Raw genomic sequence first — 19962 nt, 5'->3', positions numbered from 1 at the left:
CGCACCGGAATCTGGATCTCCAACCAGAAACAACGCCGCGACAAACTCGACCCGGCACAACTCGCAGCCCTCGCCGAACTCGGCATCCACTGGGCCCGGTGATCGGGGCCCTGCCTGTGCTGCGGGTGGCGCCGCTCGCCCAGGAGAACGGTGTTCTCGTTCCTCGGCCGGATAGCGGACTCGTACGCGATCGGCACTGGTGACCAACCTGCACAGTCGAACCGTCAATGTCAGCTGCCCAGCCTGCTGAAGGCCCAGCGCAGCACCTCTTGGTCAGGGCGGTCGCGGCCTGTCCGTTCGAGCGCGGTCAGGGTGTGGGCGGTGAGTCGGGCCCAGCTACGGAAGTTGCCGTGCGCTGCGTGGCGGTCGGCGAAGGCGATGTCCGCGGGATCGGTCCGTGCCCAGATGGGGTGGTAGAGCGGGATGGCTTGCTGAACTTCTTTGTGGGTGAGCTTGGTGACGTGCTGCCAGATGAAGATGCGGGATGAGAGCATCGGCTCCTTCCGCAATACCGTGTGCGCTCCTTCGCCACCTGCGAAGATGATCGCCAACTGGGAGTAAGGGTGATCCCAAACGAACCGGACATATTCGAACGTCTCTCGATTAAGCCACTGCGCTTCGTCCACAACCAGCGTGCGAGGCTGGGCCGTCAGCGAGTCCAGGAGCAGCCGATCGAACTCGGACGGATAACGAGGAGGTTCGCCCGGCAGACCGAGGGCGGCGAACAGCTCGTGACGCACCGCGCGAGCGGTGGGGCGGGCCCGGAAAGCGATCCGGCAGACCTCCTCGCCCCGAGTCCGCTCGAGCTCGCGCAGACAGACGTTCACGGCGAGGGTCTTACCCACGCCGGCCGGGCCATGAAGGCACATCATCGCCCTGGCGTCGATCGTGTCGGTGATGTTCTCCCGGGCTGCCATGAGCGCTCGGGTCGTGACGACCGCAGCGTCCGCGAGCTGGGTGTAGTGATCGGTCTCACGCGGCGGCAGCTGGCTCGTCATCGCTTCTCTTCCCGTGTGGCAGAGCGCAGGGAGGCCGGGGTGATCCAGTCGTCTGGCGGTGGGGCGGGCGGGATGAGGTCCGGCAGGGCCAAGGCCGCCATGTCACTGTCGGATGCCGCGGCGAGTTCCTGATCGGCTTCGGCCACTGTGATGGCACCCAGGCGCTGCGCGGGCGTGGGAGCGGTGGCCGGGGCGAAGCGCTGCCGGCGCAAGGCTTCTGCCTTCTTGACCTCTTCGCGCAGGCGGCGGGCCCGCACGGTGCGAGTGCGGCGCAGTTCGTCGAGCTGTTGCCGGGTGCCGGCGTCCGCAAGGTGGGCGGTGCCCAGGTGGCGGCCAGCACGGTCGCAGACCTCGACCTCGTGGTCGTGGTGGGGCATGTGCCGGATCCGGACGCTGAGCCCTGCCTGGCCGGCCATCCACGCGCCGAGGTAGTCACGGCCGCGCCAGCGCACGCCGTGACTGCTCAGTTTCCGGACCCGGCCGTCGTCCTCCAGCATGATGCACGCCGCTCGCATGCGAGAGGCAGCGCCACTGAACCGATTTGACGCAACACTTGACCGGCTCGGGCCACAAGTCGCGGTCGCCACGACCGGCAAAAGGGCGCCGCGACATCGCGGAGACAATAGATGTCACACCGGTCAGAGGATGGCCTTCAAACGGCACGACAGCCGGTGGGCTTCGGCGGGGGTGCCGAGCGCAGGCGCCTGCCGGCAGTGGAACCCGGCAGGCCGACCATCGTGTCGACGGCGAGATATGTCCACCGGCCCCACGCGGCAACCATAATCCCGGGCGAGCATTGCGGGGCAAACCGCACAGTCGCAGGATGAGGCAAGGGGACCGGGCATCACACAGCAGGCGACGACGAAGGACCAAGGCGGTCGCAGCCGCAGACTTCCTGGCCAAACCGGTCCTTCCCCCACGTCAAAGGGCGATGATCACCCGCACTACTGAAACGTAGATCGAAAGCGATGGTCACGGGCCCCGCGCAGACTCAGTCTGTCTTCCCGGTCTCGTTCTTGGCCGACCAGGGCCGTGACGTCCGGCGAGATGTCGACTCCACCGCTGTCAACGACGGTCCGAAGGAGACGACTTCGTACCCAGGTGAGCCGCATCCACCTAGCCTGCGTGCACCTGGGCGCTCGCATCGAGCCGCATTGAGGTTCCCCCGTTGATGCGGGTATAGGTGACAGCGGGTCAGATGGGTCTCATGAGAGGAACCCAGACGATGTCTGCACCGAGGAAATATCCGTTGGAGTTGCGTGAGCGTGCGGTGCGGATGTATCGCACTGCCGAGCCGAAGCCGGTGATCCGCCGGATGGCCGAGGAACTCGGCGTGCATCACGAGGCCCTGCGGAACTGGATCCGGCAGGCCGAGGCCGACGCCGGCGAGCGGGGCGACCTGCTCACCACCGAGGAGAAGCAAGAGCTCGCTCAGCTGCGGCGCGAGGTGCGGGAACTACGCCGGGCGAACGAGGTCCTGCGGACGGCATCAGCTTCTTTCGCGGCCCAGCTCGACCCGACCCGGCCCAGGTGACCGCGCTCCTCGACGAGCACCCGCACCTGGGGGTCGAGCCCGTACTCCGGGAACTCCACATCCCCTCCACCACCTACTACCGGTGGCGCCGGACCGAGACCGAGCCGTGTGAGCGACACCGCCGCGACACCGAGCTGACCGGCATGATCCGCAAGGTCCACGACGAGTCCGGCGGGATCTACGGCTCACCACGCGTGCACGCCGTCCTCCAACGGCAAGGCACCCGAGTCGGCCGCAAGCGCGTTGAACGGCTCATGCGCCAAGCTGGCCTCGCCGGGATCAGCCCCCGCCGGGGCAAGGGCTTCACCCGCCGCGACCCGAACGCGGAACTGGCCCCTGACCTGGTCGAGCGCGACTTCACCGCGACCGGGCCGAACCGGCTGTGGGTCACCGACCTGACCATGATCGCTACCCAGGAGGGCCCGCTGTGGCTCTCCGCGATCCGCGACGCGTTCTCCCGCCGGGTCGTGGCCTGGGAAACCTCCGCCCACGCCGACGCCGACCTCGTCCTGACCACGCTGGAGTACGCCCTCGCCTCCCGCGAGCCCACCCCCGGCGAACTCGTTCACCACGCGGACCACGGGTGCCAATACACCTCCGTGAAGCTCACAACACGCCTGGTCAGGGTTGGCATCCAGGCATCCATGGGCTCGGTCGGCGACTCGTTCGACAACGCCCTCGCCGAGAACCTCTGGATGCTCATCAAGACCGAGTGCGTCCGCGGCCGCGTCTTCGCCACACGTGCCGAGGCGAACCTCGCGCTCTTCGAGTACATCGACGGCTTCTACAACCCCCGCCGCATCCAGAAGCGACTCGGCTACCTCAGCCCGATCGAGTACGAGGAGAAGCACTACGCCAACCAGGCAACGACCGAACAAGTGAACCTGAAACCACGTCACCCCGCCCTGACCAGCTAGTCAGCCACTCCCGCGCAATGGGGGAACCTCACACCCTCAACGACGCCCTCGGTCGGCCCGACGACCACCCTGATGCTCCACCCGACATGCCAGCCGTCCGCTGACGTTGCCGTCAGCGTTGCCGTCAAACACCCCAGCGGCCCCACCGAAAACAGTTCGGTGGGGCCGCTGGGGCACTCCATGCAGAGCGGAAGCCCAGAGCAAACCGTCGACTTCTCCTGCCCGCCCCTTCAGGAATGCCGGACACTGATGTACGTCCCTACTCCTTCGTTCCATCAGGATCAAGCACCTCTCGCGAGGGAACTATCAAGCCGATGCATGCGATCACCCGCGTAAGATCAGCACTGAGGAACACTATAAAGCGATATCCTCCCCGCTTTCGGTCATCGATATACCCGACCAGAAGTTCCTGATTACCGATTTCCGCGAGGCTAGCCACCGCCTCCTCGAAACCCAATGATGGGCGCTCGAGTTTCTGCAATCTCCGCAACCGCCGGGCGTAGGTGTGATGAAGTCTCGCGGCAGGCATTCTCCCTGGCCAGATTTCGAACGCCGCCCCAGCGGCAAGGGCACTCTTAGCCTGCGAGTTGACAGTGGATTCGACAGCGAACGCTTGCCTTAGCTCATCTCGCTCCACGTGCGCTCCTATTTTGATCGCGGATTGAACCATGGCCCATTCCCTATCCTGATCTCCGCCGCTTCAATGACCCCTTCGAGTAGATGCTCCTCCTCGAAGAACCCGGCGTCGATGTCCGTATCGTGAACCTGAATATCTCTACTCGGATCCACGTCGGAGCGACGGATTCGCATCACTACTGAGCCCGGCCCCCATTCGTCAACCTCTTCCTGGGCTCTCCCCTCGCTGTGGCTCCAGGAAGTGTACGGACTGTCCGTATTGTTGCCGCCTACATGGCTCGCCGGAGTGGACGGACCGCCGATCGGCACAGCTCGACCTTCAAGTGCATCGGCATGCTTCGTATGCCCATCCCCGACTCCTCGATAGTAATATTCACCATCGCCGCCACAATTATCAATAGGGCGCGACGACCCGTTGCCCATCAGTACTCTAGTACCGGCAGGGAAGCTGTGTTTTTTCTTCGGTGTGCAGGGAGACTTTTTGAGGAGGTCTGCTAGGTCGTCAAACACCTTCTTGGTGCCAGGGCCGTACTTCTCGGCATAGCGAGACCATTTGGCGGGCGTGGTAGCCCATCCCGCGAAAGGAATCATTGATGCGCAGGCCAGACCCGCGTCCATCCATACGCCGTCGCGGCCCCAGGGGTGGAAGTATTCGACGATGCCTTCCACGGCATACATCGCACAGTTTGCGCCGTCGGCGATCTCGCCGTAGCCCGGGACCATGCCGGCAACGTCCAGGATTCCATGGATCACGTCAAGTTGGAATCCGATAGGAATCTCGCCAGGCAGCTTGATGAGGGTGCGGAGTAGGCCGCCGAACTTCTTCAGGCTGCTCCTGAGCGACGCAGCCTCGTCGGCCTGGCGCTTTTGAATTTCCTTGTTGTACTCGTCAATCATGTAGCGCTCAAGGGTCTGCTTGTGTGCGACCCGGGCTTCCTCGGCGCTCATACCAGCCTTGGCGGCGGAGATGCGGGCCTGTTCGGCGGCCTTGAAGGCGCTTTCGGCGTAGCCCGCCGCAACCTGAGAGCTGGCGGAGGCGGCAACTGCGGAATACTCGGCGCGGGTGGCACTGTTGACCGCCCGCTTTTCGGCGTTCCGTGCGGTCGCGGCGGATGTGGCGGCGTCGTTGGAGGATTCGCGGGCGCTGTCTGCGGACTGCTTGGCCTGTGTGGCGTGCTCATTGGCTTGTCTGGCGTAGTCGGCTGCCTTGTTGGCGTGTCCGGCGGCGTCGTTGGCGTGTCCTTGTGCGTTGGCTGCGGCCTTTGCGGCGTTGTAGGCGTCTCGATAGGCGAGTGCGGAGACCTTGCTGGCTTCGGCGATGATCGCCTTGACTTGGGCGATGTGGGCCTGGTTCAGCTGGTCGCGTCGCTTGGCGCGGTACTGGCCGGATTTTACGAATGTCCGCAGAGCCGTGTCGGGGCTGGCAAGGGCGGTCTCGGCGGCGGCTTTGACTTCGAGGGCTCCTCCTTCGGCCAGGCGGGCGGCCTCGACCCGGTCGTCCTCAAGGAGCGCCTGGTACTGCCCAGTTCGCAGGAACTCCTCGAGGGCTTTGGGGTTGGAGTTGTGGAGCGCGGCGGTCGCCGCTTCCTTGACACCGGTTCCGCGTGCCTCGGCGATGCGGGCAACTTCGATCCGGCGGTCGGGTGCTGCGGCCTGGTATTGGCCTGTTGTCAGAAAGGCCTGAACCTGGGCGGTGGTTCCCGCGACCGCAGCGGTCGCGGCGTCGCGTAGATCCTTGTATTCGCCGTTCTGGGCGATTCGGTTGACCTGCTGGCGGTCGTCCTGCTCGGCGGCCTTCTTCCAACCGTCGGTGGCAAAGGTGATGACGCCTTGATCGTCGCCGGTGAGTGCGGCTTGGGCTGCGGCCCGGACCCAGGGGCCGCGGACGTGAAGGGCGGTCAGGGCCATCTTGCGTCCGGTGACGGCGACCTGCTGCGGGTTCGAGCCGGGTTGTTCGGCCTGGATGGCGAGCTGGGCGAAGTCGCTGTCGAGCTTGGCCCGCTCCTTCAGGAGTCGGGTGGCCTGGGCCTTCGCCTGGTCGAAGAGGTCCTTGGCATCGCGGGCCTCGTTGACCTGGCTGTTGGTGCGGGCCGCGACTTCCTCGGCCTCACGTTGGCGAGTCTTGTCCTGTACGGCCTGGGCTTGTGTGACCGCGGTGCCGGCGCGTTGGGCGGATGCCATGGCTTCGGCAGCGTTGGCTTTGGCCTTGTCGGCGGCCGCCTGCGCGTTGCCCGCGTTCTCGGCGGCCTTTCGGGCTGCGGCTGCGGCGTTGCGTGCGTGTCCGGCGGCGGATCGGGCGGCTGCGGCCGATTCGGTGGCGGCGGCAGCGGCCGCGTTGGCATGTGTCCGTGCGGCTTCCGAGGCGCGTCTGGCCTCGGCTGCATGGCGACGGGCGGATGCGGATGCGGATGCGGCCTGTCCGTAGTAGGCGTTCGACTGCTTGGCCCAGGTGTCGGACTCCATGGCCAGGTCGGCGGAGGCGTTCATGTCGTTGATTGCCGAGAGCGATGCCTCAAGGGCGGCGGTGGAGTGCTTCAGGGTCTGCCGCACGGCGTCGGCTGAGTCCGCGATGCTGCTTGCTTCGTCCGCGGCTCGCGAGGCTTCGGCGGCGATGTTCTCGTGGACCTGGCCCGAAGAGGCTGCGTCCCAGGCGCGGCTGGCTGCCTGGGAGGCGTAGAGGGCCGCGGTGGAGGCGTTGTGGGCGGCGATCGCGGCTGCCTGGGCCGCGGCGTTCGCTGCGCGAGCGGCTGCGACGGCGCTGCGGGCGGCGGAGGCGGCGCTACGTGCGGACTCGGCTGCGCGGCGCGCAGCGTCCGCGGCCCGCAGGGCGTCGTTCTTGGCGGCCTTGGTCTCTGCGGCCGCCTTCGTGGTCTCCGCCTTCGCGAGAGCCGCGGACGTCTTGGCCTTCTCGGCCTGCTCCTGCGCGCTCTTCTTGGCCTTCTCGGCGGCGGCTTGGGCGTCCTTGGTCTGCTTCGCCAGGTCGGTGATGGTGGCGTGTTCCTGGTCCTGGGCGCGGGTGATGTGCTGCCCGTAGATCAGGAAGTCGCGGACATCGTCGATGGTGCCCTTCAGGGCCTCGCTCGCGGCTCGTTTCGTGGCGGGTCCGCCGGTGGCCTCGATCTGAGCGACACGTACACGGGCGTCGTCGTCGCGCTGCCGGTACTGGCCCTCGGTGAGGAAGGTCTTGATGTCGTCTAGGGTGCCGCGCATGGCTTTGTCGCCGGCTTCCCGGGTGCCGGGGCCGCCGGCTTCGGTGATGCGGGCGGCTTCGACGCGTTGGTCGTCCGCGAGCGGTGCCTTCCAGCCGTCCTTCATGAACGTGGCCAGTTGCTGCGGGGTGCCGTTGAGCGCGTCGCGTGCGGCCTCGCTCAGGCCCGGCCCGGCCTCGGTGACCAGTTTGAGCGCGGCCTCGCGCAGGTCGAGTTCCTCCGCGATCTTTTGGCCGGAGTTCAGGTAGTCGCGGATCTGCTCGTCGGTGCCGACGAGGGCGGTTCCGGCCGCCGACTTCGCCGCCGGCCCGCCGGCCTTCCAACTTTCAAGGACCCGCTGGCGGTCGGACAGCGGTGGTGTTCCTGGTTCCTCCGCGGCAGCGGGGACCGCGGTGACCAGCCCGGCGATCAGGGCGAACGGAAGTAATGTACGACTGGCTCTACCGGCCAGCGCATACCCCCGCCGCCACAACCGGGCCTGACGGCCTGTGTGGTGACGCACGAAAACAACCCCCCGAAAAGACAATTGGCGCAGCTGCCGAATGGCGGCGCGCGGAATGACGCCACCCATCGGTGGCATCAGTTGGTCTCATCACTGCTTTGCTCGTGTCAACCTGCCGCCCCATGTTTCGCGGCTTCCCCAGGCCGGAGGCGCAGATGAGCACTGAGCGCACGTAACCGTATGCAAGCACGCACAGCGCAGACAAGATCGGATTCGGCCGGCCGAACATTGTTTATCCGTCAGGCGGCCCGTAAGTCCTCGCGAGGACTCCCCATCCACAAGAAGGTTGCACGCCAGCGATGCTGTTTACCATTCCTTTGACATCGCCTTTCCCCGTGCATGTCCAGGAGAAATGCGAGTGCGGGCGCCCGATCGAGCGGATACTCTTCACCGGCGGCTCCCCAGGCGATCTTCAACCGTCCGTGAATCCACATGGCCGGTCCACATGTTGAAGGACCTCCCCCTCTCATCCGAGGGCGGGCGGGACCTGACTGAAAGTGAAGACGAAACCTGTGCGTATACGCAGCTGGCTGCCCGCAGCCATCGCCGTCGTGACAGTCGCCGGAATGCCGGCCCCGCTCGCCTTCGCCGAGCCGGCCACTCCCTCCAACTCCGAGGCTCCCTTCGCCGTCGAGGACGGCGCCTATCCCTTCGGACCCGACATCAAGGCCGCCACGGGCGCCGAGCTGATCGCGGGCGACGGCAACATCACCTACGCCCCCTGCTCGGCGGGCAACTACCAGGTCGTGGTCTGGGCGAGGAATCTGCTCACCAACGAGTCCCGGATCTGCTTCAAGGCCGCCAACACCGGCTACCTGAAGGTCAACATTCCGCGCGCCTACCGCATCGAGACGTACGACAGGGACATCAAGGCCAGCATCTCCATCGAGGGCAGCACCGAGAACCTCGCCGTCCCCAAGAACACGACCAAGGCTTTCGGTGACGCCGACCCCGCCGCGCCCAAGCAGGCCGTCCTGGTGGAGATGCGTGTCACCGGATCCGGCACCCCCGCCCCCCAACCGCCGGCCGACGGCAACCCGCTGGCCTTCACCGGCAAGCTGGCCATCGGTGACACCCGCTCCTGCACCGCCGCGCTGATCGACCCGCTCTGGGTGGTCACCGCCAAGAGCTGCTTCGCGGACAAGCCCGCCGAGAACATCAACATCCCGGCCGGCGCTCCCAAGAACAAGACCGTGCTGACCCTCGGGCGCGCGAACCTGGCATCCACCGGCGGCCACACCAGCGACATCACCGAACTCGTGCCGCACGCCGACCGGGACCTGGTTCTGGCCCGCCTGGCCGCACCCGCGACCGGGATCACCCCCGTCGCCCTGTCCACCGCCGCTCCCGTGGCGGGTCAGGAACTCACCCTCGCCGGATACGGCCGCACCAGCACTGAATGGGCTCCCTCGAAGCTGCACTCGGCGGCGTACACGACCGGCACCGCGACCGCCGCGGCCTTCGACATCACGGCGAAGGCTCCTACGGACGCCCCCCTGTGCAAGGGCGACGCGGGCGCTCCCGCCCTGCGCACCGAGAAGGGCAAGCCCGCCCTAGCCGCCGTCACCAGCCGATCCTGGCAGAACGGGTGCCTGGGCACCCTTGCCACCGACAAGAGCGGCGCTTACACGAGCCGCACCGACGACCTGGTCGGTTGGATGCAGCAGATCACCTCACGTGACCTGCTGCCGAGGTCGAAGTGGGCCAACGCCGACCTGATGGCGTCGGGCTACTTCACCGGCGGTTCCGCCAACGGCACCCGGCACATGGACCTGGTCGTGCGCTGGACGGACGGGTCGGTCTCCCTCTTCCAGGGCGCCGACCACAACGATCCCAAGTACCCCTTCGCCGCTGAACACAAGGTCGCGGCGCCCAACAGCGTGTGGCGGTACGCCCGCGCGCTCACCGCCGGAAGCTTCGCCGCCACGGGAACGGACGGCCTGGTCGTGCGCTGGTCCGACGGTGAGCTCACGGAGTTCGCGCACGTGGACGCCGCAGGCTTCCACGATGAGAAGACTCACCGGCCGGCGAACACGGTGGCCTGGCAGAGCGCCAAACTGATCACCGCGGGGCGCTACACCGCCAACCCGCTGCGCGATGACCTGCTCGTCGTATGGAACGACGGCAAGGTGTCCCTGTACGCAGACATCGACACCAACGGTGTCACCAAGGAATCCGTACTGAGCAAGGCCAACACCACCTGGCCTCACGCGGAACAGATCAGCGCCGGGGCTTTCACCGGCAAGGCGACCAATGACCTGATGGTCCGCTGGTCGGATGGTGAGACCACCATCTATCCGGGCGTCGACACAGCCGGCTTCCACGGCGAGATCAAGATCCGCGATCCCAAGTCGCCCTGGCTCAATGCCAAGGTCCTCACCGTCGGTGCGTTCGTCGGGAACAAGTCCGCACAAGACGTCCTGGTTCGCTGGACCGACGGCAAGCTCAGCCTCTTCCCGGCCGTCGACGCTGCGGGCCTGCACACCGAGGTGAAGCTCGTCGGCTGACGCCGACCGGAGCACCGACCACCTCCGCGCTCACCGGCCGCACCCACCTTGGTGTCCGCCACACGTGGCCCCGCCGCCCTCACGGCGGCGGGGCCACCCTCTTTGCCGCTTTCCACACCACACTGGAGTTCTCCCGTTGCCCACGTCACGAATACGCGGTCTCCTCGCCGCGGTAGCCTGCGGCGCCCTTCTCTCCGCCGGTGGCCTCGGCACGGCAGAGGCTGCCTCGCTTCCGCCGGCGCCGCCGCCCAGTCCCCCCGCCGCGGGCATGCTCCCGACCCCGACGACCACTCCGCCCGCGGGTCCGTCGCCCACCGCGATTCCGGGGCCAGACAGCACCTGGTCGGTAGCGGAAGCCCTGCGATTCTGGACGCCACAGCGCCTGGATTCCGCGACCGCTCCCGCTCCCGCTCAGAGCTCAGCCGCGACGGGTGGGAAGGCTCCGCGGGCCGCTGCTCCCAGCGGCGCCGGGGACACCGCTGTCCACTTTCCCGGCATCCGCTCCGTCGGAATGCTCTTCGCCGTCGACCAGAACATGCGGGCCCACTTCTGCACCGCCAGTACGGTCCGGAGCACCGGCGGCGACCTGCTGCTCACAGCCGCCCACTGCGTCAACAGCAAGGCTGTGTTCGTCCCGCAATACGACGCCACCAAACCACTGGCGGAACAGCCCCACGGGATCTGGCCCGTCGAGGAATGGTTCACGGACAAGCAGTTCGTACACGGGCAAAGCTCCGCGTCAGACCTCGACTACGCCTTCGGCCGGGTCAAGACAGGAGAAGCGCGAACGCTTCAGGACACCACCGGCGGCAACACCCCGGTTCGTACCCCCGGCTTCGACAACAACACCACCGTGATCGGATACCCCTCCGTCGGTCACAACCCCCAAGACCTTCCCGTTCGGTGCCCCACTCGTTCCCGGAGCCTGCCGGGCTACAACCAGATGCAGATCGACTGCGCCGGAATGTGGGGCGGAGTTTCCGGCGGCCCCTGGTTCTCCTCCCTCGACGAGGCCGGAGGCACCGGCCAGATCATCGGTGTCGTCGGCGGCTTCAACGGCGGAGGCCCCGCGGTCCCCGCCTCCGATCCCCTCTACAACCGCATCACCTACAGCCCGCTGTTCACCGACCGCTTCTTCAAGCTGTACGACGACGCGCAGAGCAGCCTCCACGCCGATCTCGGCCCGTACCAGCCTCAGACGCTCCCCTTCAACCTCGGCGGCGCCGACAGGTGGCGCAACGCCACCATGACCGCCGGAGGCAACTTCGTCGGCAGCGCTCACAGCGACCTGGTCACCGTCTGGGCCGATGGCTCGGTTTCCCTCTTCCAGGGTTCGGACAGCAACGACCCGAAGCACCCCTTCTCCGCCGAGTACAAGCTCGCTCCCGCCGGCAGCGTGTGGAAATACGCCCGCGCCCTCAGCGCCGGCGGCTTCACCGGGACAGGCACGGACGGTCTGCTGGTTCGCTGGTCCGACGGCGAACTCACCGAGTACGCACACGTCGACGCCAAGGGCTTCCACGACGAGAAGACCCACCGGCCCGCCAACACGGTCCTGTGGCAGAGCGCAAAATCGATCACAACCGGCCAGTACACCGCCAATCCGCTACGTGACGACCTCCTCGTGGTGTGGGCCGACGGGAAGATCTCCCTGTACCCCGACATCCACGTCAACGGCGTGGCCCGAGAAGCGATGCTGGCCAAGGCCAACACGACCTGGACACACGCCGAGCAGATCAGCGCGGGCGAGTTCACAGGCAAGAAGACCCACGACCTGATGGTCCGCTGGTCCGACGGCGAGACCACCATCTACCCCGGAGTCGACAGCGCCGGATTCCACGGCGAGATCAAGATCCGTGAACCCAAATCGCCCTGGCTCCAAGCGAAGGTCATCACAGTCGGAGACTTCGTCGCCCCCGGCCCTGCCCGCGACGTTCTCGTGCGCTGGACGAACGGCGGCCTCAGCCTCTTCCCCGCCGTCGACAACACCGGAACCCACGCCGAAGTGAAGCTCGTCGAATAGCCTCGCTCACCAGCGAGGCCACCAACGATCGGGAGGGAACGGCGTGCCGGCCTCACGGGCCGCGGAAGCCCTCGAGAACGTCAGGCCACCCTCGGCGGTCCAGTCCTGACTGAGCGACAAGCCCAGGGTGCGCATCTGGTCGGGTGTCGAGAAGAACCGGCTCACTGTCGGGCCGACAGAGCGGGCACGCGATGGCGGAGGGCACGGTGCGTAGTACCTCAAGGATCATTTGGCGGGTGGCGGCGCGGCCGCGGCTGGTGACTTTGCAGGCGCCGGTGGGGACGCGGTCGGGTTGTCGTCCGGCGCCGATGCCGGATTCGATCCACCAGCGGGGTGGTTCCTGCGGCGGTAGCCGGTGGGCGCGTTGTGCGTCTGCGGCGCGAACCGTGGTGATCCGTGCGTCGACGTGGGCGAGGGCGAGCTCCAGCCAGCGGCGTATGACCAGGAGCTGGTCCAGGGCCGGTGGCAGGAGCAGGAGTGGGTCCTGCATGGCTGCTACGCCGCCTCGGCCACTTCGATGCGGGGTTCGGCGGGGCGGGTCTGCTTCTTGAGCCGCATCCGGGCATCCACCAGAACGTCGCGTGGGACGGACGCCCAGTGGGGGTGGCCGGCGACGGCGATCGACAGTTCCCGGATCTCGGCCCACATCCGGTCGACCGTCTCCTTCTGCTCGTCACTCCAGCCGGGGCTGTCGGGGACGTCGCCACGGTGGGAGAAGCGTTCGCCGCGCGTCCAACCGGTCTAGCGGCGCATCGCGGTTCGTCGACGGCCAGGCCCCAGTGGAGCTTCGTCGCGGCCCACTCGGCGCCGTAGCGGCACAGCGCGTCCGCGGACGCGGCAGCCGCTCCGCCGGGTCCTGGTCGGAACCCGACCGCCTCCTCGACATCGCCGCCGGCTGCGGCGACACCCAGGTGGGGTTCACCCCCGCACCCGTAAGCAGACCGGCAGGACTGAGGGCCGTCGCCCCGCACGGGCGGCGGCCCTTCGTCGTCGGCCCCTGCGCGGGATCCGGTGCACAAGGTACTGCCGCGGGGAAGGGGATCTGGATCGGGAACATGAAAGCCCGCCACGGCAAGCTCAACCAGGCGCAGTTGGCCGCGCTCGCCGAACTCGGGGTGGAGTGGGCTTGGTCATGGACAAACACTGTGGCAACGTCTCAGGCCTGTTCACCGGGATCCGCGGCCCGGCTCGTTGCCATCCTGGCTCCCTGCCCGGACGCCCTTTCGGTATCACCAAGATCACGTTTTCCCGAGCGGCTGGAGTTTGGGCGATTGAATGCCCGACTCTGGTCTTGCCTCGGTGATCGCCGCAGCTCCCCGGGGCACGAACTTGACGGGGGTTTGGTGGGGTTCAAGGACTAGCCGCCGCGCTTCCGTCTGTCACCTTCGGGGGAGACTCACCGTGCTTACCGCTCCATCGCGTCGTACCATCCTCACCGCGTCCGCAGTGTCCCTGGCATTGCTCGGCAGCGCCTGTGCGCCCGGCAAGGACGGCACGACGAAGCCTGACTCGAACCAGTCCGCCGCGGCCTCGACATCGGCTTCCCCTGACACCCGAGGGAAGACCACGGCCGAACTGGTCGCGCTGTTGGTCACCAAAACGGACCTACCCACCCACACGATCGAACCCATGAACGCAGGACTGGGCGAGATCATCGACACCGACAAGCCCGAGTGCAAGCCACTCGCCCACACCCAGGTCATGCAGTCGATCGGCACAAACACGGGCCTCGCTCGAGCCATCGTCATGGAAGAACCGAAGGCGGCCACGAGCCCCGACGTCCCGCAGGGAACCGTTCAGTTCACGTCCACCTCCGTCACCCTCACCTCCTACGAGGGCACAGGCGCCCAGGACGCCCTCGCCACCGTCAAAGCAGCGATCCCGGCCTGCGCCGGAGGATTCACCATCCTGCACAAAGACGTGACGACCCCCGTCGCCGGCGTCAAACCCGATACCGAACTGACAACTGGCGACGAATCCGTCTCCTTCGTCATCACCATGGACATGGGCAAAGGCGTGAACAAGGCCACCCACTCCGTCGTCGTACGCAAAGGCAACACCCTCGCAACGTTCTGGGCCATGAACCTCAACGGCGAAGCCCAACAACCCAAAACCATCATCGACACGCAAATCCACAAGCTCCACTGATCCCCAACACACGCCCGTCCGAGCCCGGGAACTCCCATCGCCACCACACCCCCCTCGCCCAGCCCACGGCAGCCGACCTGGGGCACCCAGCGGCAGACCACCCCCGCTGCGCAACGCGAACGGGGACAGCCGTCCCGTCCCGCCTGACGCCCATACAGTGCCACCACCGCACCAATGTTTGCCGGGCCCTCAGGGCGCACCCACGACCTGAAGCTCGCCGACCGCCAGGCTGACGGAGCTCGCGCGGGTCACGGACAGGGAGCCGCTCTGGCCGGCACCCTCCCACTGAATGTCCCAGGTGCTGGTGGCGGCAACCGGGTAGCGGCGCCGCCGGACGCCCGCGCGCCGGCGCGGGTGTAGGTGTAGGTGTGGCCGCACGTCGGGTGCAGGTGTGGCCACACGTCGGGGCCGACTGCCTGCCGAACACCGGCTCGTACGGCGTTCCGGGACCGGCGCAGGAATGGTGGTGCCTCTCGGCGTATGGGCGGTTGACAATCTCTTCGCCGTCCAGTTGGAGGATGTCGAAGGCGACGAAGTAGGCGGGCCAGCGGGTGGCCAGGGTCGGGGCGTTGCGGCCGCGGACGGCGGCGCGGCGTTGCAGGGCCTCGAAGGATCCCTCGCCGACGGCGACCGCCTCGCCCCCTACCTTCGCCACCGGGCTCACAGAACAGCACACACCGCCACCGAAGCGTTCCTCACCCGCCACACCCCGGAGACCAGCCCGTGAAACGCCCGCTGCCAGATACCGAGACCGTGAAGGCCGCCATCGACACCGTCCTCGAACAGGCCCTCGCGGCAGGACGCCGCCCGACCGTCACCGCAGTCGAGCGGCACCTCGGCATTCCACACGCGACCTTCCACCGCCACTACCGCGACCTGGTCGAAGAGCACTTCCTGCCCCGCATCCCGGCCCCCTCACAGCCGACCCCGGGCGAACGGGCCAGCGGGCGCGCGGAGGAGAACTTGAGCCGACTACGGCGGGAGAGCACCGACCTGAGCCGCACCCTGGGCCTGTACGAAGAAGCCATCCGCCGGCTCACCGCTCATGCTGGTCCAGCAGCGCCTGGGCGAAGGCCCGGACCGCTGGTTGCAGCGGGAACGGGACAGGTTCGATGCGACGCTCTCTCAGGAAGGCGGCTCTGACATCCTCGGCCATCTTGGGGGCATCGCGGAGGTGGTGGGTGCGGAAGAAATCAGTGAGGGGCGGCGCGTCTGCACCCTCTCAGGGCCCGTCTCAGGCCTGAACCGAGTGCGCGGCCGGGGGCGTGCCGGCAGGGGCCGGGGTTCGTTGCAGCCGTTGGCGATATCCGTGCCGCCGCGTCCTCTCCCCCAGCACCCGCTTCGGGCACGGGGTGTTGGTCCGGGCCTCCTCGACCGCGTGGCCGCCGAGGGCCGCGCACTTCCTTCCCGCGAACTGCGTGCGGAAGGGGAGGGGCTCCGCTCCCACCAAGACGGCCCACCATGCGACAGCACCCGCGCAACTCCCGTGCCCCCCCATACCGGCCCTTGGCGGCCGACGGTCTGGCCGCCCACCTGGGCCGGCGAGTTCGAGGCCGTCCAAACCGAGACCCCCGCCACCCCGAATACGGGGTCTTCCGCCAGATCGCCGATGCCGGGTGCGCGGAGCCGTCACCGTCCAGGACGCGAACAGGCCGCGTGGGGCATGGGTGTGTGCCGGGCGGCTGGCGGACTGCCCGGCACACGATCACTGCGGGTTCGGCTGCCGCCCGTTCACAAGCGGCGCGCCGGAGTTCGGGTTAGCGGCGGCGGCCCCAGGACTCGGTGTCGACGGTGCGGTTGTGGTCGTCGCGCAGGGTGGCTGTGTCGGCACGGTTGTCCCAGACGTGATCGCGCTTGCCCTGGAACAGGTCGGTGCGGGTGTCGCGGCCGGATCCGGTGTGGATCCGGATGGTGGCGCGACCTGCGATGCGGGTGTCGTTGAAGCGGTACCGGTTGCCGTCGGAGTCGCGCAGCGTCCAACCGCGCAGGTTCACCTGCTGGCGGGTGGTGTTGCGGATCTCGACCCACTCCCCGTTCAGGGAACGGTTGGAACGATCGTCACGACCAGGAGCGTCGGCCTGGACCCGGGAGATCTCAACCCGCGGGTGCCGGTCATGACCCCGATCCGCAGCGGTGGCCGGCAGAGCGGCGGCAGAGACGATCGCGCCGGCGGCGAGGACGGTCGCGGCGACGCGACGGGCAATCGACGAAACAGACATACGGTGACCCCTCAAGAACAGTGCCTCACCCGCCGATACCAATCACGTAGCGGTACGGGTGCCCGGCCCGTGGTGGGCCGAGGACCCAAACTCTCGACCCGACACGGGGCCCACCACAGCCCCCGACGAGGCCGGTTACCCACCCCGGACATTCCCGTCACACGCGCCTGCACACTACACACAGTCCGCATGAGCGTGGCCCGACATCCACTGACCACTACACCCACCCGCCCCGCGCACCACGCAGTCGATCAATGCGCCCGGAGCGCACCACCGGGCGCACCCATCCGCCCGCCACCCAACCGGAGCAGCAAGTTCCGTAACAGCCGTTCCGCACGATTCTTCGCACGGACGCACGGAAACCGTGCCTCAGAACGAATCTTCCGCCCGCCACGGCCCGCCCCGCCGACTCGACGGCGAGCCGGCCCGGTACAGGCAGGGGTACGCGGCTCGACCGTTGAGCGACCGCCGAAGCCCGCAGGCCCCGCAGAGCGACCGAGAGGGCGCCGGGCGACATCACGCCCGGGGTAAGGGCCCACAGTGAGGACGTCGAGCAGCGCGAGCACCTGACCCGGCCTCGGCATCGGCTGGGCGCGCCAATCGGAAAAATCAGTCCCTAAAGTCCCTGACCACCAGAGTGATTGATGACCAATCACCCGGATGTTCGACGGTCAGGGGGAGCGTCACCGTTGGTGTCCGGCACCCGGGCGAGAACCGGGCGCGGCCCTCGGCGAGCGCCGGCCCTGGATCAGGGGGTGTCACCACCCCAGATCCACGGCCCGAACGGATCATCCTCACGGGGGCCGTAGTCCGCCCGGCCACCCGGCTCATACCTCCCCAGCGGCACAATCAACTGAGCGCCCGTGAAGAGCTCTTCGGGCATCCGATCCGTGACGTCGAGCAACAGACCGTCCAAAGGACCGCCGAGCAGTTCCCGGTACGTGCGGCCGGGGCGTGGACCGGGGTGCGGGTCGTCGTGGGCCGCGCCGTACACCCGGCGCCCCACAGGATCGTCGTGGTTCATCACCTCAGACTCCCCCATCGGCGGGGTCCCGTGGGGTCGATACGCGGTGTGCGTCGGGGCGCGCTGCCGGGCTGTCCTTCCCGTACTGCAACCCACACCGCACGCCGCCGCATCCACGCCGCACGCCTGCTCGGCGACGCGTCCCCTGCCCGCCCACGGCCGGACCGAACAGGCGCCCCCGCCGAGGCCAGGCAACCGTATGCCGACCTCCCAGGTCGCCCCGACGACTGTCCCGGACCGGTGAAGGGCCGCGCCTTCCCCTGAAGCCCTTCCCGCCGTCGGGGGAGGGTCAGATGGCGGTGGCGCGCAGGAGGTACGGCCGGTCGCCACTGATCGCCTGTGCCTGTTCGTGCAGGTCCGCACGCGAGAAGCCGAGCAGTGCCCGATCGGCCGCACGAGACAGCAGGGGCAGGATCTCGGCGGCGGGCCGGCCTCGGTGCGTGCCGGCGAGTTCCGCGAATGCCTGCTGGTAGGGAGCGGCGTGGGTGCCGGCGCTGTCGGTCAGGAGTCGGTCGAGGTGGTTCCTGTTCAGGTTGATGTCGCCCATGGCTGGCTCCCTTCCGCTTGGGCCCGGCCGGTCCGGGCCCCTCGTCTTTCGACGCTACGGGCCACCTCTGACAGCGGGTGCCGCTTGCCGTTCCGTTCGACCCTCAAGGGGTTTGCCTGGGCCTCGCGGGGCAACTGTGAGCGCCCGGGGAGGCGACGGGCGTCTACGCCGAGATGCCGTTGAAGAGCAGTGCGTTTTTCGTCGCACTGGGGAATCCCTTCACCGCGTTCTTCGTGGCCACGCTCATGATCTTCGCGTCCGCCTGGTTCGGAGGCGTCCTTTGGGAGAGGAAAGTCGCTGCGATACCGGCGGCGTGGGCGGCGGCCGTCGCGGTTCCGGATTGAGCGCGGGTGGCGCCGGCACCGCCGTTCCATGCCGAGACGATGTTCTCCCCGGGGCCCAGCACGTCCACGCACTTGCCTTGGTTGGAGGTGGGCAAGAGCTTGTCGTCTTGGGTGGTGGCGCCGACCGTTACGGCGCTGGGCGCGCCGGCCGGGGAGACGGTGCAGGCGTCTCTCTCGTCGTCTCCGGCCGGGACGACAACCACGAGCCCCGCCCGAGAACTTTTGCCACCGCCTCGTTGAGGGCGCTGTCCCTCGGCACCGTCGAGCCGATGAGGATCACGGTGCCCTTCCGCCCAGGTGGGGCCTGCATGGCGAACTCGATGCCGTTGACGAGGTCGGCTGCGGCGGCGGTGCCGTCACAGCGGGCAACTTTGACGGCGATGAGCTTGGACTTCCTCGCCCCTTGTTCGCGGTATCGATGCCCGTGTCCAGCACGACCACGGATACTCCCTCACCCGCGTTGTCGGCGAACCGGTACGCCCAGGGACCAGGCCCCACGGCCGTACGCTGCGAGACACGTGCCAAACCCCACGGGGCATCCGCCTGCGACCCCGCCCAGGCACCCCCGATCGAGCACACCGTCAACGCAAGAGCCCCAGCCGCCACACCACTCCACGCCCATCGGTCCATCAGGTCCCCATCTCGCATCCGCCACCCCGCCGGGCACTCGCCCCGCTGTCCGCAAACGAGCCGAAACGCCCGGCGGACACGAACCCCGGCCCAGCCGCCGCCACACACGGCACCGGCTGCACAACGTCATGAGATCGGACCTCGCGGGCGGCACTCAGCCCGCCGCAGCGGCCGTGCCCTCCCCGAACCCGGGCACGCCAGCCGTCGTGACGTCCAGGCGCAGCCGCTTGAAGCGCAGCGGATTGCGGTAGGCGCCGCCTCGGTCGATGGCGGTGTCGGCGCTGATCTCCGCGACCAGTTCGGGGCGGACCAGGGCCGTGTCCAGGTGTCGCTTGAACCTCAGGTCGAGGCGAACCGCACCCCGGTCCACGGATGTCCCGGGTCGGCGGGGGTCAGGTGTTCGGCGACCAGGCGGGCCGCGTCCGGGCGCAGGGGCACGGTGCGGCCGATGCCGTGGAGGCGGCCGGTCTGGTCGTGGCGGCCGAGGATCAGGAGTTGGGGTCGGGTGAAGGTGCCGGTAATCACCTCGGTGGTGTCGCGGCGTCGGATCTTGGTCCTTCTCTGCACCAACCACAGCCGCCAACCCCGTGAGGCTGGCGGCGGGTGGGTTGGGCCGCGAAATGGCCTCCTAAGACGCCATTTCGTTTGGTGTGATCTTGCGGCAGTCTGGTGTGGTGACGACTGGGCTTGTGCAGCGGATGGTGCCGGACGGCTTGTGGGAGTT

17 protein-coding genes and 1 pseudogene are annotated in these 19962 nt (G+C 68.0%); 5 read left to right on the top strand and 13 right to left on the bottom strand.

The window, feature by feature from the left end; all coding sequences use genetic code 11:
* Positions 1 to 230 precede the first annotated feature (230 nt).
* Together ACFYW3_RS38930 and ACFYW3_RS38925 are read right to left on the bottom strand one after the other, a co-directional pair.
* On the bottom strand, positions 231 to 998 hold the full coding sequence (locus ACFYW3_RS38930) for an AAA family ATPase (protein WP_389389018.1): 768 nt from the start codon (positions 996 to 998) through the stop codon (positions 231 to 233).
* Complete coding sequence (locus ACFYW3_RS38925) at positions 995 to 1495, bottom strand: Mu transposase C-terminal domain-containing protein (RefSeq protein ID WP_389389017.1); 501 nt, start codon at positions 1493 to 1495, stop codon at positions 995 to 997. Before ACFYW3_RS38925 ends, ACFYW3_RS38930 begins: the two co-directional genes overlap by 4 nt.
* Positions 1496 to 2223: 728 nt before the next feature.
* On the opposite strand from ACFYW3_RS38925, the gene ACFYW3_RS38920 reads away from it, so the two are divergent.
* Positions 2224 to 2532, top strand: coding sequence for a transposase (locus ACFYW3_RS38920; RefSeq protein ID WP_389389016.1), 309 nt, complete (start codon positions 2224 to 2226; stop codon positions 2530 to 2532).
* On the top strand, positions 2529 to 3449 hold the full coding sequence (locus ACFYW3_RS38915; RefSeq protein ID WP_389389015.1) for an IS3 family transposase: 921 nt from the start codon (positions 2529 to 2531) through the stop codon (positions 3447 to 3449). The genes ACFYW3_RS38920 and ACFYW3_RS38915 overlap by 4 nt, the downstream gene beginning before the upstream one ends.
* Positions 3450 to 3708: 259 nt before the next feature.
* On the opposite strand, the gene ACFYW3_RS38910 is transcribed toward ACFYW3_RS38915, so the two are convergent.
* Both ACFYW3_RS38910 and ACFYW3_RS38905 read right to left on the bottom strand, forming a co-directional pair.
* The gene (locus ACFYW3_RS38910) at positions 3709 to 4086 is read right to left on the bottom strand and encodes a hypothetical protein (protein WP_389389014.1); all 378 of its coding nucleotides are present in this window, start codon (positions 4084 to 4086) and stop codon (positions 3709 to 3711) included.
* A gap of 8 nt (positions 4087 to 4094) precedes the next feature.
* Complete coding sequence (locus ACFYW3_RS38905) at positions 4095 to 7865, bottom strand: hypothetical protein (protein WP_389389013.1); 3771 nt, start codon at positions 7863 to 7865, stop codon at positions 4095 to 4097.
* A gap of 443 nt (positions 7866 to 8308) precedes the next feature.
* On the opposite strand from ACFYW3_RS38905, the gene ACFYW3_RS38900 reads away from it, so the two are divergent.
* Both ACFYW3_RS38900 and ACFYW3_RS38895 read left to right on the top strand, forming a co-directional pair.
* On the top strand, positions 8309 to 10303 hold the full coding sequence (locus tag ACFYW3_RS38900) for a trypsin-like serine protease (protein ID WP_389389012.1): 1995 nt from the start codon (positions 8309 to 8311) through the stop codon (positions 10301 to 10303).
* A 511-nt stretch (positions 10304 to 10814) separates the two neighbouring features.
* Positions 10815 to 12326 (top strand): trypsin-like serine peptidase, encoded by a 1512-nt coding sequence (locus ACFYW3_RS38895; RefSeq protein WP_389389011.1) that lies wholly within the window; start codon positions 10815 to 10817, stop codon positions 12324 to 12326.
* A gap of 52 nt (positions 12327 to 12378) precedes the next feature.
* Here the strand turns inward: ACFYW3_RS38895 and ACFYW3_RS38890 are convergent, their stop codons facing one another.
* Positions 12379 to 12816 carry a DUF6233 domain-containing protein gene (locus ACFYW3_RS38890; RefSeq protein ID WP_389389010.1) on the bottom strand — a complete coding sequence of 146 codons (438 nt, stop codon included), beginning with the start codon at positions 12814 to 12816 and terminating at the stop codon, positions 12379 to 12381.
* 5 nt (positions 12817 to 12821) lie between these two features.
* On the bottom strand, positions 12822 to 12974 hold the full coding sequence (locus ACFYW3_RS38885; RefSeq protein ID WP_389389009.1) for a hypothetical protein: 153 nt from the start codon (positions 12972 to 12974) through the stop codon (positions 12822 to 12824).
* A 798-nt stretch (positions 12975 to 13772) separates the two neighbouring features.
* On the opposite strand from ACFYW3_RS38885, the gene ACFYW3_RS38880 reads away from it, so the two are divergent.
* Positions 13773 to 14474: a hypothetical protein gene (locus ACFYW3_RS38880; protein ID WP_389389008.1), complete on the top strand. Its 702-nt coding sequence runs from the start codon at positions 13773 to 13775 to the stop codon at positions 14472 to 14474.
* A gap of 660 nt (positions 14475 to 15134) precedes the next feature.
* Here the strand turns inward: ACFYW3_RS38880 and ACFYW3_RS38875 are convergent.
* The 7 genes and pseudogenes from ACFYW3_RS38875 to ACFYW3_RS38845 form a co-directional block, all read right to left on the bottom strand.
* Entirely contained in the window at positions 15135 to 15365 is a 231-nt protein-coding gene (locus ACFYW3_RS38875; RefSeq protein ID WP_351753026.1) for a hypothetical protein, read from the bottom strand.
* Positions 15366 to 16231: 866 nt separating this feature from the next.
* Positions 16232 to 16693, bottom strand: coding sequence for a lamin tail domain-containing protein (locus ACFYW3_RS38870; protein ID WP_389389007.1), 462 nt, complete (start codon positions 16691 to 16693; stop codon positions 16232 to 16234).
* A gap of 748 nt (positions 16694 to 17441) precedes the next feature.
* A complete protein-coding gene (locus ACFYW3_RS38865) occupies positions 17442 to 17717 on the bottom strand; it encodes a hypothetical protein (RefSeq protein ID WP_389389006.1) in 276 nt (91 codons plus the stop codon).
* Positions 17718 to 18006: 289 nt separating this feature from the next.
* Complete coding sequence (locus ACFYW3_RS38860; protein ID WP_389389005.1) at positions 18007 to 18264, bottom strand: hypothetical protein; 258 nt, start codon at positions 18262 to 18264, stop codon at positions 18007 to 18009.
* A 163-nt stretch (positions 18265 to 18427) separates the two neighbouring features.
* Positions 18428 to 18814, bottom strand: a pseudogene (locus ACFYW3_RS38855) (S8 family serine peptidase); the annotation flags it as partial.
* Positions 18815 to 19392: 578 nt separating this feature from the next.
* On the bottom strand, positions 19393 to 19608 hold the full coding sequence (locus ACFYW3_RS38850; RefSeq protein ID WP_389389004.1) for a hypothetical protein: 216 nt from the start codon (positions 19606 to 19608) through the stop codon (positions 19393 to 19395).
* Positions 19578 to 19805 carry a hypothetical protein gene (locus tag ACFYW3_RS38845; protein WP_389389003.1) on the bottom strand — a complete coding sequence of 76 codons (228 nt, stop codon included), beginning with the start codon at positions 19803 to 19805 and terminating at the stop codon, positions 19578 to 19580. The genes ACFYW3_RS38850 and ACFYW3_RS38845 overlap by 31 nt, the downstream gene beginning before the upstream one ends.
* Positions 19806 to 19962 lie beyond the last annotated feature (157 nt).

Source organism: Streptomyces sp. NPDC002602 (assembly GCF_042889445.1).
GTDB lineage: Bacteria > Actinomycetota > Actinomycetes > Streptomycetales > Streptomycetaceae > Streptomyces.
This window is presented reverse-complemented; position numbering and strand designations above follow the sequence as displayed.